Origin of the sequence: Pseudomonas sp. ef1 (assembly GCF_007293365.2) — a bacterium.
GTDB classification, from domain to species: Bacteria; Pseudomonadota; Gammaproteobacteria; order Pseudomonadales; family Pseudomonadaceae; genus Aquipseudomonas; species Aquipseudomonas siliginis.
The window spans coordinates 2,970,353-2,984,198 of record NZ_CM129815.1 but is presented as its reverse complement, the minus strand read 5'-3'; the positions used below and the strand labels follow the sequence as shown (position 1 = coordinate 2,984,198).

At 60.0% G+C, this 13,846-nt stretch carries 12 protein-coding genes; 7 read left to right on the top strand and 5 right to left on the bottom strand.

Features of this window, described 5'->3' with window-relative positions; translation table 11 throughout:
- Positions 1-185: 185 nt before the first annotated feature.
- From prpC to FEE99_RS13645, 3 genes are all read right to left on the bottom strand, one after another.
- On the bottom strand, positions 186-1,313 hold the full coding sequence (gene prpC, locus FEE99_RS13655) for a bifunctional 2-methylcitrate synthase/citrate synthase (protein WP_041479144.1): 1,128 nt from the start codon (positions 1,311-1,313) through the stop codon (positions 186-188).
- 146 nt (positions 1,314-1,459) lie between these two features.
- Positions 1,460-2,350, bottom strand: a complete 891-nt coding sequence (gene prpB / locus FEE99_RS13650; protein WP_041479146.1) for a methylisocitrate lyase — start codon at positions 2,348-2,350, stop codon at positions 1,460-1,462.
- Positions 2,347-3,069: a GntR family transcriptional regulator gene (locus FEE99_RS13645; RefSeq protein ID WP_177180867.1), complete on the bottom strand. Its 723-nt coding sequence runs from the start codon at positions 3,067-3,069 to the stop codon at positions 2,347-2,349. Before FEE99_RS13645 ends, prpB begins: the two co-directional genes overlap by 4 nt.
- Before the next feature lie 403 nt (positions 3,070-3,472).
- Between FEE99_RS13645 and rloA the strand changes: the two genes are divergently transcribed.
- From rloA to pabB, 4 genes are all read left to right on the top strand, one after another.
- A complete protein-coding gene (gene rloA, locus FEE99_RS13640) occupies positions 3,473-4,009 on the top strand; it encodes a retropepsin-like aspartic peptidase RloA (protein ID WP_041479149.1) in 537 nt (178 codons plus the stop codon).
- 5 nt (positions 4,010-4,014) lie between these two features.
- The gene (gene rloB / locus FEE99_RS13635) at positions 4,015-5,550 is read left to right on the top strand and encodes an osmotic stress tolerance membrane protein RloB (RefSeq protein WP_024012295.1); all 1,536 of its coding nucleotides are present in this window, start codon (positions 4,015-4,017) and stop codon (positions 5,548-5,550) included.
- Complete coding sequence (locus FEE99_RS13630; protein WP_041479152.1) at positions 5,550-6,536, top strand: alpha-L-glutamate ligase-like protein; 987 nt, start codon at positions 5,550-5,552, stop codon at positions 6,534-6,536. The genes rloB and FEE99_RS13630 overlap by 1 nt, the downstream gene beginning before the upstream one ends.
- A gap of 233 nt (positions 6,537-6,769) precedes the next feature.
- Positions 6,770-8,113 (top strand): aminodeoxychorismate synthase component I, encoded by a 1,344-nt coding sequence (pabB, locus tag FEE99_RS13625; protein WP_041479154.1) that lies wholly within the window; start codon positions 6,770-6,772, stop codon positions 8,111-8,113.
- A gap of 172 nt (positions 8,114-8,285) precedes the next feature.
- Here pabB and thrH read toward each other — a convergent pair whose 3' ends face one another.
- Positions 8,286-8,903: a bifunctional phosphoserine phosphatase/homoserine phosphotransferase ThrH gene (gene thrH / locus FEE99_RS13620; protein ID WP_041479155.1), complete on the bottom strand. Its 618-nt coding sequence runs from the start codon at positions 8,901-8,903 to the stop codon at positions 8,286-8,288.
- Positions 8,904-9,068: 165 nt separating this feature from the next.
- On the opposite strand from thrH, the gene FEE99_RS13615 reads away from it, so the two are divergent.
- The 3 genes from FEE99_RS13615 (at position 9,069) to FEE99_RS13605 (ending at position 12,704) form a co-directional block, all read left to right on the top strand.
- Positions 9,069-9,809 (top strand): phosphoadenylyl-sulfate reductase, encoded by a 741-nt coding sequence (locus FEE99_RS13615; protein WP_041479156.1) that lies wholly within the window; start codon positions 9,069-9,071, stop codon positions 9,807-9,809.
- A gap of 574 nt (positions 9,810-10,383) precedes the next feature.
- Positions 10,384-11,922, top strand: a complete 1,539-nt coding sequence (locus FEE99_RS13610) for an NCS1 family nucleobase:cation symporter-1 (RefSeq protein WP_041479157.1) — start codon at positions 10,384-10,386, stop codon at positions 11,920-11,922.
- Positions 11,923-11,975: 53 nt separating this feature from the next.
- Positions 11,976-12,704, top strand: a complete 729-nt coding sequence (locus FEE99_RS13605) for an aspartate/glutamate racemase family protein (protein WP_041479158.1) — start codon at positions 11,976-11,978, stop codon at positions 12,702-12,704.
- 120 nt (positions 12,705-12,824) lie between these two features.
- Here the strand turns inward: FEE99_RS13605 and FEE99_RS13600 are convergent, their stop codons facing one another.
- Positions 12,825-13,748 (bottom strand): LysR family transcriptional regulator, encoded by a 924-nt coding sequence (locus FEE99_RS13600; protein ID WP_041479168.1) that lies wholly within the window; start codon positions 13,746-13,748, stop codon positions 12,825-12,827.
- Positions 13,749-13,846: the final 98 nt, after the last annotated feature.

The window sequence follows — 13,846 nt, the reverse complement described above, 5'->3', positions numbered from 1 at the left end:
AGGACTCGGGTCACGGTGATTTCAAGTGATGGGCGATACACCGACCTCAAGGGTCACACCGCCCCCTGTAGGAGCTGCCGAAGGCTGCGATCTTTTGACTTTGATTTTCCAGAAGCAAGATCAAAAGATCGCAGCCTTCGGCAGCTCCTACAGGGGTCTGCGGTGTACTCGGGTCAGCCCACCATTCAGCGACGTTCGATTGGCACGAACTTGCGCTGTTCGACGCCGGTGTACTCGGCGCTCGGGCGGATGATGCGGTTGTTGGCGCGTTGTTCGAACACGTGCGCGGCCCAGCCGGTCAGGCGCGAGCAGACGAAGATCGGCGTGAACAGCTTGGTCGGGATGCCCATGAAGTGGTACGCCGAGGCATGGTAGAAGTCGGCATTCGGGAACAATTTCTTCTGCTCCCACATGGTCTTGTCGATGGCTTCCGATACCGGGAACAGCACCTTGTCACCGACCTCGTCCGCGAGTTTTTTCGCCCAGCCCTTGATCACCTCGTTGCGCGGGTCGCTGTCCTTATAGATCGCGTGGCCGAAGCCCATGATCTTGTCCTTGCGCTCGAGCATGCCGAGGGTGCCTTTGATCGCCTCTTCCGGCGACGAGAAGCGCTCGATCATTTCCATCGCCGCTTCGTTGGCGCCGCCGTGCAATGGACCGCGCAGCGAACCGATGGCCGCTGTTACGCAGGAATACAGATCGGAAAGGGTCGAGGCGCAAACCCGTGCGGTGAAGGTCGAGGCATTGAATTCGTGTTCGGCGTAGAGGATCAGCGACACGTTCATGACTTTGACGTGCAATTCGCTCGGTTTCTTGCCGTGCAGCAAGTGCAGGAAGTGGCCACCGATGGTCGGTTCGTCGCTGACGCAGTCGATGCGCTTGCCGTCGTGGCTGAAGCGATACCAGTAGCACATGATCGCCGGGAAAGCAGCGAGCAGACGGTCGGTCTTGTCGCGCTGTTCGGCGAAGTCCTTCTCCGGTTCGATGTTGCCGAGGAATGAGCAACCGGTACGCATGACGTCCATCGGATGCGCGTCAGCCGGAATTCGCTCAAGCACTTCCTTGAGCGCCTGCGGCAGGTCGCGCAGTTTGCTCAGTTTGCTTTGATAGTCGGCCAGTTGCGCTGTTGTCGGCAGTTCGCCGTACAGCAGCAGGTAGGCGACTTCTTCAAATTGCGCGTCGGCGGCCAGTTCACGCACGTCGTAGCCGCGATAGGTCAGCCCGGCACCGGCCTGGCCCACGGTGGACAGTGCGGTTTGCCCGGCAACCTGGCCACGGAGCCCGGCGCCACTGAGTACTTTTGCTTCGGCCATTGCTATCTCCAATTTTTGAATTTGTTAGGGAATCTGCAATTACGGTGTTGTTCGCAAAAGATCGCAGCCTTCGGCAGCTCCTACATCGACCGCGTTCCTGTAGGAGCTGTCGAGTGAAACGAGGCTGCGATCTTTTGATCTTTCAATCATTTTTTCGCAGCAAACAACGCATCGAGCTTCTGCTCGAACGTGTGGTAATCGATACGATCGTAGAGCTCCATGCGAGTCTGCATGGTGTCGATGACATTCTGTTGCGTGCCATCGCGGCGGATCGCCGTGTAGACGTTTTCCGCCGCTTTGTTCATCGCACGGAATGCCGACAGCGGATACAGCACCAGAGAAACGTCGGCGCCGGCCAGTTGTTCGGTGGTGTACAGCGGCGTTGCGCCGAACTCGGTGATGTTGGCCAGGATCGGCGCTTTCACGCGGTTGGCGAACAGCTTGTACATGTCCAGCTCGGTAATCGCCTCAGGGAAAATCATGTCAGCGCCGGCCTCGATGCACGCCGCCGCACGATCGAGTGCCGACTCCAGACCTTCCACCGCCAGCGCATCGGTGCGCGCCATGATCACGAAGCTGTCGTCGGTGCGCGCATCGACGGCGGCTTTGATGCGATCGACCATTTCCTGCTGGCTGACAATTTCTTTATTCGGGCGATGGCCGCAGCGCTTGGCGCCAACCTGGTCCTCGATGTGAATCGCCGCCGCGCCGAACTTGATCATCGACTTGACCGTACGCGCGACGTTGAACGCCGACGAGCCGAAACCGGTGTCGACATCCACCAGCAGCGGCAGGTCGCAGACATCAGTGATGCGGCGCACGTCGGTGAGCACGTCGTCCAGCCCGGTGATGCCCAGGTCCGGCACGCCCAGAGAACCTGCGGCTACACCGCCACCGGACAGGTAGATCGCCTTGAAACCGGCGCGTTTGGCCAGCAGCGCGTGGTTGGCGTTGATCGCGCCGACCACTTGCAAAGGATGCTCGCTGGCGACCGCATCGCGGAAGCGCTGGCCCGGCGTGTTCAGGTTGGAAGTCATGCATCACCTCGTTCAGTGGCTGTCTTGTTGTGGGCGCCGTCCTCGTAGTGACGGGCGATGTTGCGTTTCGAGGCGCCGATGTGGCGGCGCATCAACAATTCCGCGAGTTCGCCGTCACGGTCGGCGATGGCATCGAGAATGCGGTGGTGTTCGGCGAAGGCCTGATGCGGGCGATTCGGCGTGGTGGAAAACTGGATGCGGTACATGCGCACCAGTTGATACAGCTCGCCGCAGAGCATCTGCGTCAGCGTGCGATTGCCGCTGCCCTGGATGATCCGGTAATGAAAGTCGAAATCGCCTTCCTGCTGGTAATAACCGACGCCGGCCTGAAACGCCGCATCGCGCTCGTGGGTTTCCAGGACCCGGCGCAGTTCGTCGATTTCCTCGACGCTCATGCGCTCGGCGGCGAGGCGGCAGGCCATGCCTTCGAGGGATTCACGGATTTCGTAGAGCTCGATCAATTCGGCATGACTGAGCGAGACCACCCGCGCACCGACGTGCGGCACGCGCACCAGCAGGCGCTGGCCTTCCAGACGATGGATCGCCTCACGCAGCGGACCTCGGCTGATGCCATAGGTGCGCGCCAGCTCCGGCTCGGAGATCTTGCTGCCCGGGGCGATTTCGCCTTTGACGATTGCGGCCTGGATACGCCGGAAGACGTTTTCCGACAGCGTCTCGGAATCGTCGCCACTGATGACCGGGGGATCGAGTTGATCCAGCATGATTGTCGACACCTTTAAATCCAATGCGGCAAAAACTAGCCAATCCGGCCCGATGAGTCAAAGGATAAATAGGTATTGTCGACAATCGTCTAATAACCGCTGCCAATCGATCATCTATTACTGTGGGAGCGAGCCTGCTCGCGAAGGCGGCAGGTCAGTCCGCTTCTGCATCGAATGACACAGCGCATTCGCGAGCAGGCTCGCTCCCACAAGGGTGGCACCCCTTGCAGGTTTTGGGTCGGCGCAAGCGCTGGCGCCATAAAACCACCGTGCTAGAATGCCGCCCGCATTTGCGGGTCTTTGTACGGCTTGCCATAAAAAGCTGCCAGGCACACGCGGGGGCTTGCGCACGGTTGTGCGGGCACCTGAACCGATAACGGAACGCTGCGCACCAGGATTTATGAGACTCAAGCCTTTCCCCACCTTTTTTGCTCTGTTTTGCCTGCCCGGCCTCGCCGCCGCGGGGGAAAAAACCGTGTACGGCCTCAACGAATACGCTTCGCTTGACGGCATCAATCTCGAAGTTGCGGCCAAACTCGATACCGGGGCGAAAACCGCCTCGCTGAGTGCCCGCGACATCAAACGCTTCAAACGCAACGGTGAATCCTGGGTACGCTTCTACCTGGCCATCGACACCGCGCATTCGCACCCCATCGAACGGCCACTGGCGCGAGTCAGCAAGATCAAGCGCCGCGCCGGCGATTACGATCCGGAAGAAGGCAAGCAGTACACCGCCCGTCCGGTTATCGAGCTGGATATCTGCATGGGTTCGGCATTGCGCAGCATCGAAGTGAACCTGACCGACCGAAGTGCGTTCCAATACCCGCTTTTGATCGGCTCCGAGGCGCTGAAACGCTTCGACGCGCTGGTCGACCCCAGTCTTAAATACGCTGCAGGCAAACCTGCCTGCACCATCGCCGCTCACACCGCCGAGTAATTTCCATGCGTTCTCTAACCTTCCACCTGAAAATCCTGATCGCCGTGCTGGTGCTGCTGGGCGTTTCGGTTACGGCCTATCAGATTTTCGTGCTCGGCATCCCGGTGACCGAAGACGCCACCGACGACCTGTGGAACATCGACGCCAAGGTCGAGTTCGTCGCCAGCACCAAGGATCCGGTGAAGATCCAGATGTTCGTGCCGCCGTTGAGCCGCGACTACGTCAGTCTCAACGAAAGCTTCATCTCCAATAACTACGGCGTAGCGGTGAACCGCATCGACGGCAACCGCAAGGTGACCTGGTCGGCCCGTCGCGCCAAGGGCAACCAGACGCTGTATTACCGTCTGGTGCTGACCAAGCGCTACACCGCGGAAAAATCCAAGGTCAAAGGCCCGACCTTCCGTGACAGCATGGTCATCGAAGGCCCGGAAAAAATCGCCGCCGAAGCTCTGCTCGCGCCGATCCGCCAACATTCGGCCGACGTCGAAACCTTTATTGGCGAGGCGATCAAGCGCGTCAACAACGTGAATGACGACAACGTCAAGTTGCTGCTGGCCGGCGATCCGTCGACCTCGCACAAAGCCAAGATCGTCGAACTGCTGCTGTCGATTGCCCACGTTCCGGTAGAAAAAGTCCACACCATCCGCCTCGTCGCCGATCAGCCACAGACACCCGAACTTTGGCTGCGCAGCTTCAACGGCAACGACTGGCTGTACTTCAACCCGGAAACCGGTGAGCAAGGCCTGCCAACCGACCGCCTGCTGTGGTGGACCGGTGACGAAAACCTGATCACCGTCGACGGCGGCAAGAAAGCCAACGTGACCTTCAGCCTGAACAACAGCGAGATGAACGCGATTCGTCTGGCCAAGCTGACCGACGAAAACACTGACGCCAACTTCCTCGATTACTCGCTGTACGGCTTGCCGCTGCAGACCCAGCAGACCTTCATGATCATGGTGATGATCCCGATCGGTGTGCTGGTGATCCTGATCCTGCGCAACCTGGTCGGCCTGCAGACCCTCGGCACATTCACCCCGGTGCTGATCGCCCTCGCCTTCCGCGAAACGCAGCTGGGCTTCGGCATCCTGCTGTTCACAGTGATCACGGCGCTGGGCCTGTCATTGCGCTCGTATCTCGAACATCTGAAGTTGCAAATGCTGCCGCGCCTGTCGGTGGTGCTGACGTTCGTGGTGGTGTTGATTGCGGCGATCAGTCTGTTCAGCCACAAGCTGGGGCTTGAGCGTGGCTTGTCGGTGGCGCTGTTCCCGATGGTGATTCTGACCATGACCATCGAACGTCTGTCGATCACCTGGGAAGAACGCGGCGCCAACCATGCGCTGAAAGTCGCCATCGGCACACTGTTCGCCGCCTCCCTGGCGCACCTGATCATGACCGTGCCGGAGCTGGTGTACTTCGTATTTACCTTCCCGGCGATCCTGCTGATTCTGGTCGGTTTCATGCTGGCGATGGGTCGCTATCGCGGCTACCGCCTGACCGAACTGGTACGTTTCAAGGCCTTCCTGAAGAAGGCTGACGCCTGATGTTCGGTTTCTGGAAGACCTGGAAGGCCCTCGAGGCGCGCGGCATCATGGGCATCAACCGCCGAAACGCGGACTACGTGCTCAAGTACAACAAGCGCAGCCTGTACCCGATCGTCGATGACAAGATCCTCACCAAGGAACGCGCCATCGCCGCCGGTATCCACGTGCCGGAGCTGTACGGGGTGATCTCCACCGAGAAGGAAATCGACAAGCTCGACGAGATCATCGGCGGGCGCAGCGACTTCGTGATCAAACCGGCGCAGGGCGCGGGTGGCGACGGCATCATCGTCATCGCCGACCGCTTCGAAGGCCGTTATCGCACGGTGTCGGGCAAGATCCTCGCCCACGAGGAGCTTGAGCATCACATCTCCAGCATCCTCACCGGCCTGTACTCGCTGGGCGGCCACCGCGACCGCGCGCTGATCGAATACCGTGTGACCCCGGACCAGATCTTCAAAAGCATCAGCTACGAAGGCGTGCCGGACATCCGCATCATCGTGCTGATGGGTTACCCGGTGATGGCGATGTTGCGTCTGCCGACCCGCCAGTCCGGCGGCAAGGCCAACCTGCACCAGGGCGCCATTGGCGTCGGCGTCGATCTGGCCACCGGCCTTACGCTGCGCGGCACCTGGCTGAACAACATCATCACCAAACACCCCGACACCACCAACGCGGTGGATGGCGTGCAACTGCCCTACTGGGACGGTTTCATGAAACTCGCCGCCGGCTGCTATGAGCTGTGTGGGCTGGGTTATATCGGCGTGGACATGGTGCTCGATCAGGAAAAAGGCCCGCTGATCCTCGAGCTGAATGCGCGGCCGGGGCTGAACATCCAGATCGCCAACGATTGCGGGCTGACCTTGCGTACCCACGCGGTTGAAGCGCGGCTGGACGAGTTGAAGGCGCGAGGCGTGACGGAGTCGGTTGAAGAGCGGGTGGCGTTTACCCAGGAAATGTTTGGGCATATTCCTGCGGTCGAGGGCTGATCCTCCACATTGATCGTTCCCACGCTCTGCGTGGGAATGCAGCCCGTGACGCTCCGCGTCACAGTGGACGCAGAGCGTCCATGGCGGCGTTACCACGCGGAGCGTGGGAACGATCAAAGAACCCGAGCTTCAACTCTGCCGCCCATCTGCCAATCGCCGACATCCCCTCTAGGAGCAATTCCCGCAGAGGACTACAATCCCCACCCCGCTTCAACGGCCGATCTGCCCCGCCCATGCTGACCTGCTCCGTACACCCACTGCCCTACCGCGCCAATCCCGCCGACTACTTCGCGGCCATTCGCAATGCCCCCGGCGCCGTGCTGCTCGACAGCGGCCGGCCGAGCGCCGAACGCGGCCGTTATGACTTGCTCAGCGCCTGGCCGCTGGAACAACTGGCGGTGTTGCCGGAGGAAAGCGGTGCGCATTTCCTCCAGCGCCTGCGCGACAACCTCAGCCGCTTGGGCGAAGCTCAGTTGCCTGCCGGGTATGAATTACCATTCGCCGGCGGACTGATCGGTTATTTGAGCTACGACTTCGGCCGGCATCTGGAAAATTTGCCGAGTCAGGCGCTGGATGACCTGCAACTGCCCGATGCGCGTTTTGGCCTGTACGACTGGTCGCTGATCAGCGACCACCACGCGCAAACCAGCCAACTGGTCTTTCATCCTTCGCTTGTCGACAGTGAACGGCAGCGATTGGTCGCGCTGTTCACCCAGCCTCAAGTTGACGCGCTGGTGCCCTTCAAACTGAGCGCCCCGATGGCCGCTGATATTTCGGCCGACGATTACCGTCAGGCGTTCGAACGCATTCAGGACTATATCCAGGCCGGCGACTGCTATCAGGTCAACTTTGCGCAACGTTTTCGTGCTGAGTGCCAGGGCGATCCGTGGCTGGCTTACTGCGCATTGCGTCAGGCCTGCCCGACGCCGTTCTCCGGGTTCCAGAGCCTGCCCGACGGCGGCGCGGTGCTGAGTCTGTCACCGGAACGTTTCGTCAGAGTCAGCCAGCGTCAGGTCGAAACCCGTCCGATCAAGGGCACCCGCCCTCGCGGCGTGACTCCAGCCGAAGACGCCGCCAATGCCGCCGAACTGTTGGCCAGCCCCAAGGATCGCGCGGAAAACCTGATGATCGTCGACCTGCTGCGCAACGACCTCGGGCGCACCTGCCGCATCGGCTCAGTACGGGTGCCGGAGTTGTTCAGTCTGGAAAGCTATCCGAATGTGCATCATCTGGTGAGCAGCGTGACCGGTGAACTGGCGGCGGATCGTGACGCGCTCGACCTGATCGCCGGCAGCTTCCCCGGCGGCTCGATCACCGGCGCACCGAAGATTCGGGCGATGCAGATCATCGACGAGCTGGAGCCGACCCGGCGCGGTTTGTATTGCGGATCGTTGCTGTACCTGGACGTGCGCGGCGAGATGGACAGCTCCATCGCTATTCGCAGTCTGTTGGTCAAAGATGGCCAGGTGTGCTGCTGGGGCGGCGGCGGGATCGTCGCCGATTCGGACTGGCAGGCGGAGTATCAGGAGTCGATGACCAAAGTCAGAATTCTCTTGGAAACCCTGCAAAACCTCTGAGGAATGATCGTTCCCACGCTCCGCGTGGGAATGCAGCCAGGGACGCTCCGCGTCCCATCCAAAGCCGAACGCGGAGCGTCCGTTGAGGCATTCCCACGCAGAGCGTGGGAACGATCATCAATGCATTTTCTTGTGGGAGCGAGCCTGCTCGCGAAGACGTCCTTCCAGACGACTACAAACTCAACTCTCTATTAGAGGCCTTGAGAAATTCCTGCTTCAGCTCTTCAAACGTATGCACCGCCGGAAACTGCGGAAACTCGCGAATCACGTTGTCCGGCGCATGAAACAGAATCCCCGCGTCCGCCTCGCCGAGCATGGTCGTGTCGTTGTATGAATCCCCCGCCGCGATCACCCGGTAGTACAGGCTCTTGAACGCCAGCACCGACTGACGCTTGGGATCTTTCTGACGCAACTGATAGCTGGTCACCCGCCCGCTTTCGTCAGTGATCAACCGATGGCAAAGCAAGGTCGGGAAGCCCAGTTGACGCATCAGTGGCTGTGAAAACTCATAAAAGGTGTCCGAGAGAACCACCACCTGGAAACGCTCGCGCAGCCAGTTGACGAACTCCACCGCGCCGTCTAGCGGTTTCAGCGTAGCGATGACTTCCTGAATATCCGAGAGCTTGAGGCCGTGCTCATCGAGGATGCGCAAACGCTGCTTCATCAATACGTCGTAATCGGGAATGTCCCGGGTGGTGGCCTTGAGGGAGTCGATTCCGGTTTTTTCGGCGAAGGCGATCCAGATTTCCGGTACCAGTACCCCTTCAAGATCCAGGCAAGCAATTTCCACAAGACACTCCCGTTTATAGTGATTATTTGAGTCAAGCGAGGCCGAACTCTAGCGTCTGCACCCGAGGCGCGCAACGCAGAGGACGCCCCGGCCGCGGCAGCTTTTTGTTACCATCGGCCCCCTATAGAGCGCCCGAGCGCCACTGACCTGTAGGAAGCCGACCTGATGAGCCCAACGTTCGACGTCGTGGAACTCGCCACGACCTATGCCAACAAATCCGCCCAGGACATCCTCAAGCTCGCCTTCGCCGAGTTCGGCGATGACTTGTGGATATCTTTCAGCGGCGCCGAGGACGTGGTGCTGGTGGACATGGCTTGGAAGCTGAACAAGAACGTCAAAGTGTTCAGCCTCGACACCGGCCGCCTGCATCCGGAGACCTACCGTTTCATCGAGCAGGTGCGCGAGCACTACAAGATCGATATTGAAATCGTCTCGCCGGACTACACGAAACTCGAACCGTTCGTGAAGGAAAAAGGCCTGTTCAGTTTCTACAAGGACGGCCACGGCGAATGCTGCGGTATCCGCAAGATCGAGCCGCTGCGCCGTAAGCTGTCCGACGTCAAAGCCTGGGCCACCGGCCAGCGCCGCGATCAGAGCCCGGGCACCCGCAGCGCTGTGGCGGTGCTGGAAATCGACACGGCGTTCTCGACACCGGAACGCACCCTGTACAAGTTCAACCCGTTGGCGCAGATGACCAGCGAGGAGATCTGGGGTTACATCCGCATGCTCGAACTGCCCTACAACAGCCTGCACGAGCGCGGTTTCATCAGCATCGGCTGCGAACCCTGCACCCGCCCGGTGCTGCCGAACCAGCACGAGCGCGAAGGCCGCTGGTGGTGGGAAGAAGCCACGCAGAAAGAATGCGGACTGCATGCGGGGAATATCATCAGCAAGAGCAAGGTTTGATCCCCCATTTATAGAAAGACCTGTGGGAGCGAGCCTGCTCGCGAAAGCGCAGTTCCAGTCAACGTTTCAGTTGCCTGATACACCGCATTCGCGAGCAGGCTCGCTCCCACATTGATATGTGCCAGGCACGCAAAAGGTGTACACAAGGTTGTCACCATCGGTGCCATTTATGTGTGCACTTTCTGTTTTTACGCCCTGAAAAGTTACATCCCCCAACAGAATCCGCTCTGCGTGCGCCCTCTGCAAAATCCCTCCTCCAAAAAAAATACCTGTCCAATCGATCAATTTATATCGCCGGTTTTTCAGTCACTTATGCCGCATTGATAACTATTCGAAATGAGCCCTGGCGCTTATAGATTGGCAACTGGCACAAATCTGGCTTTGTCGCATACATGTTTTGTATACAAAACCGCAAAACATGCACACTTTCGATCCGCAAGCCTGAAGCGCCCTATCCCGTACAGGCTGCAGATGCCCCGTAACTAGTGATGCCTTCACCGTCGCGACGAAGATTTGTCGAGCCTGAGCGCTCATGCACAGTCATCGCGGGAGTGAACGTCAGGAGCCTGCCGGAATGCGTACAAGTCTTTCGAATAACATCGCGCTGAATCTGCCCTCCTCCACGCTCGATCAACCGTTGCCCGATGACGGACTGAGCGAGCCGCTGCAACTGAGCCCGCGTCTGCACAACAGCGATCTGGCGCCGACCAAAGCCGAAGGGCGACGCTGGGGCCGGTACAGCATCTTCGCCCTGTGGACGAATGACGTGCACAACATCGCCAACTACTCGTTCGCCATCGGCTTGTATGCACTGGGTCTGGGCGGCTGGCAGATTCTGTTGTCGCTGGGGATCGGCGCGGCGCTGGTGTACTTCTTCATGAACCTGTCCGGGTACATGGGACAGAAAACCGGGGTGCCGTTCCCGGTGATCAGCCGGATCAGTTTCGGCATCCACGGTGCGCAAATTCCTGCATTGATCAGGGCGGTTATCGCCATCGCCTGGTTCGGTATTCAGACGTACCTCGCCTCGGTGGTATTCCGCGTCCTGCTGACCGCCGTGCATCCGGGCTTTGCCGAATACGATCACAACTCGATTCTCGGTCTGTCGAGTCTGGGCTGGGTGTGCTTTGTAGCAATCTGGCTGGTGCAACTGGCGATCCTCGCCTACGGCATGGAGATGGTGCGCCGTTACGAGGCATTTGCCGGGCCGGTGATTCTGCTGACCGTTGCTGCCCTCGCCGGGTGGATGTACTTCCAGGCCAACGCGACCATTGCCTGGTCGATCCGCGAGCCGCTGACCGGTGGCGAGATGTGGCGCAATATCTTTGCCGGCGGCGCGTTGTGGCTGGCGATCTACGGCACGCTGATCCTCAATTTCTGCGACTTCGCCCGTTCTTCGCCGTGCCGCAAAACCATCAAGGTAGGAAATTTCTGGGGTTTGCCGGTGAACATTCTGGTGTTCGCTGCGATAACCGTACTGCTGTGTGGCGCGCAGTTCCAGATCAACGGGCGAATCATCGAAAGCCCGACCGAGATCATCGCTTCAATCCCCAACACGTTCTTTCTGGTGCTCGGCTGCCTGGCTTTTCTGATTGTCACCGTTGCGGTGAACATCATGGCCAACTTCGTCGCCCCGGCGTTCGTCCTCAGCAACCTGGCGCCGAAGTACCTGACCTTCCGCCGCGCCGGGTTGATCAGCGCGACCATCGCCGTGCTGATCCTGCCGTGGAACCTCTACAACAGCCCGCTGGTGATCGTGTATTTCCTGTCGGGCCTCGGCGCCCTGCTCGGCCCGTTGTACGGGGTGATCATGGTCGACTACTGGCTGATCCGCAAAGGCCGGATCAACGTGCCGCAGCTCTACAGCGAAGACCCCAACGGCGCTTATTACTACAGCCGCGGCATCAATTTCCGCGCGGTGGCGGCGTTTATTCCTGCAGCGCTGATCGCCATCATCCTGGCGCTGGTGCCCGGTTTCCACAGCGTCTCACCGTTCTCCTGGCTGATCGGTGCCGGTATCGCCGGCATGCTTTACCTGATCGTCGCCAAACGCCACACGCATTACGCCGACGTCAGCGGCGAGTGCATCGCTGTGGATAACGTCAGCCACTGATCCCTTCGCGGCCCGGTTTCGGGCCGCACCACTGCCCGCAATAAGGATTTTCCATGCGTATTCTCGTGGTCAACGTCAACACCACCGAATCCATCACCGACGCCATCGCCCGCTCGGCGCAGGCCGTCGCTTCGCCCGGTACCGAAATCGTCGGCCTGACGCCGTACTTCGGCGCCGAATCGATTGAAGGCAATTTCGAAAGTTACCTGGCCGCCATCGCCGTGATGGATCGAGTGATGTCTTACGATCAACCCTTCGATGCGGTGATCCAGGCCGGCTACGGCGAACATGGCCGCGAAGGTTTGCAGGAACTGCTCAACGTGCCAGTGGTAGATATCACTGACGCGGCGGCCAGCACCGCGATGTTTCTCGGCCATGCCTACTCGGTGGTGACCACGCTGGATCGCACCGTGCCGCTGATCGAGGATCGGCTGAAATTGTCCGGCCTGTGGGATCGCTGTGCCTCGGTGCGCGCCAGTGGTCTGGCGGTTTTGGAGCTTGAACACGAACCGCAGCGCGCGCTGGAAGCGATCGTGCAGCAGGCCGAACTGGCGGTGACCCAGGACAAGGCCGAGGTGATTTGCCTGGGCTGCGGCGGCATGGCCGGGCTGGACGAGCAGATCCGCCGGCGCACCGGCGTGCCGGTGGTGGATGGCGTGACAGCGGCGGTAACGATTGCCGAGTCGCTGGTGCGTTTGAAGTTGTCGACGTCCAAGGTGCGCACTTATGCGACGCCACGGCCGAAGAACATTGTTGGTTGGGCGGAGCGCTTTGCTCGCTGAGTTACCCGTCCGAAACCGAGTTGCCCTTTTCGCGAGCAGGCTCGCTCCCACATTTGCACCGCGTCTCCCTGTGGGAGCGAGCCTGCTCGCGAATGAAAACGACTCGGTCCCAAGCCCTACTCAAATAGCACTAAACCGCCGCGCCAACCCCTGCTCAACAAACTGCTCAATCACAAAATCCACAAACGCCCGGGTCTTGCCCGGCAACAATTTGTGCTCGGCGTAATAGATCGAAATGTTGCCGTCATCGACAAACCAGTCAGGCAGCACTCGCTGCAACGTCCCTGCGTGAAGATACGCGACCGCAAACGGCATGCTCACCAGCGCAATGCCCAAACCTTGCATCGCCGTTGCACAGGCAGCCTCGGAATCACTCATGGTCATCCGCGCCCGCAATGTCAGCGGACTGTGTTGCTGATCGCGGTGAGTCAGTTGCCAGGAGCGCACGCGCCCGGTCTGCGGTGAGCGAATCAGAATGCCGTCGTGTTGCTTGAGGTCATCGGGATGGCTGATCGGCGCATGTTTTTGCAGATAGTCCTCCGATGCCACCAACACCCGATGCGCCGGTGTCAGCCTGCGCGCAACCACGCCTTGTGGCAGTTCAAAGCCGCCGCCAATCGCCGCGTCGAAGCCCTGCCCGATCAGGTCGACCTGACGGTTATCGAAATGCCAGTCCGGGTTGATCGCCGGATAGCGCCGCAAGAACTCACCGAGCAGCGGCACGATATACAGACGACCGAACACCGTGCCCATGCTGACTTTCAGCGTGCCGGCCGGTTGCCCGCCGGCACTGGCCAGATTGGCTACGGCATTCTGGATGGTGGTCAGGCTGGCGCCGACTTCATTCAAAAACAGCTGCCCCGCTTCGGTCAACGTCAGGCTGCGGGTACTACGCTGGAACAGCCGCACGCCAAGCCGCGCCTCCAGTTTCGCCACGCTCTTGCCCACCGCCGCCGGGGTCAGGCTCAAGCGTCGCGCGGCTTCTGCAAAGCTGCCGACTTCGGCGCTGCGCACAAAGCATTCGATACTGCTGAACGTTTCCATGATCGCCACTATAAACTTCTGGTTTACACAGACTATAGCAATCAGGGTCTACACGGTTGTCGATGCCAGGCCGATACTCGGCACCAACACCAAGGCAT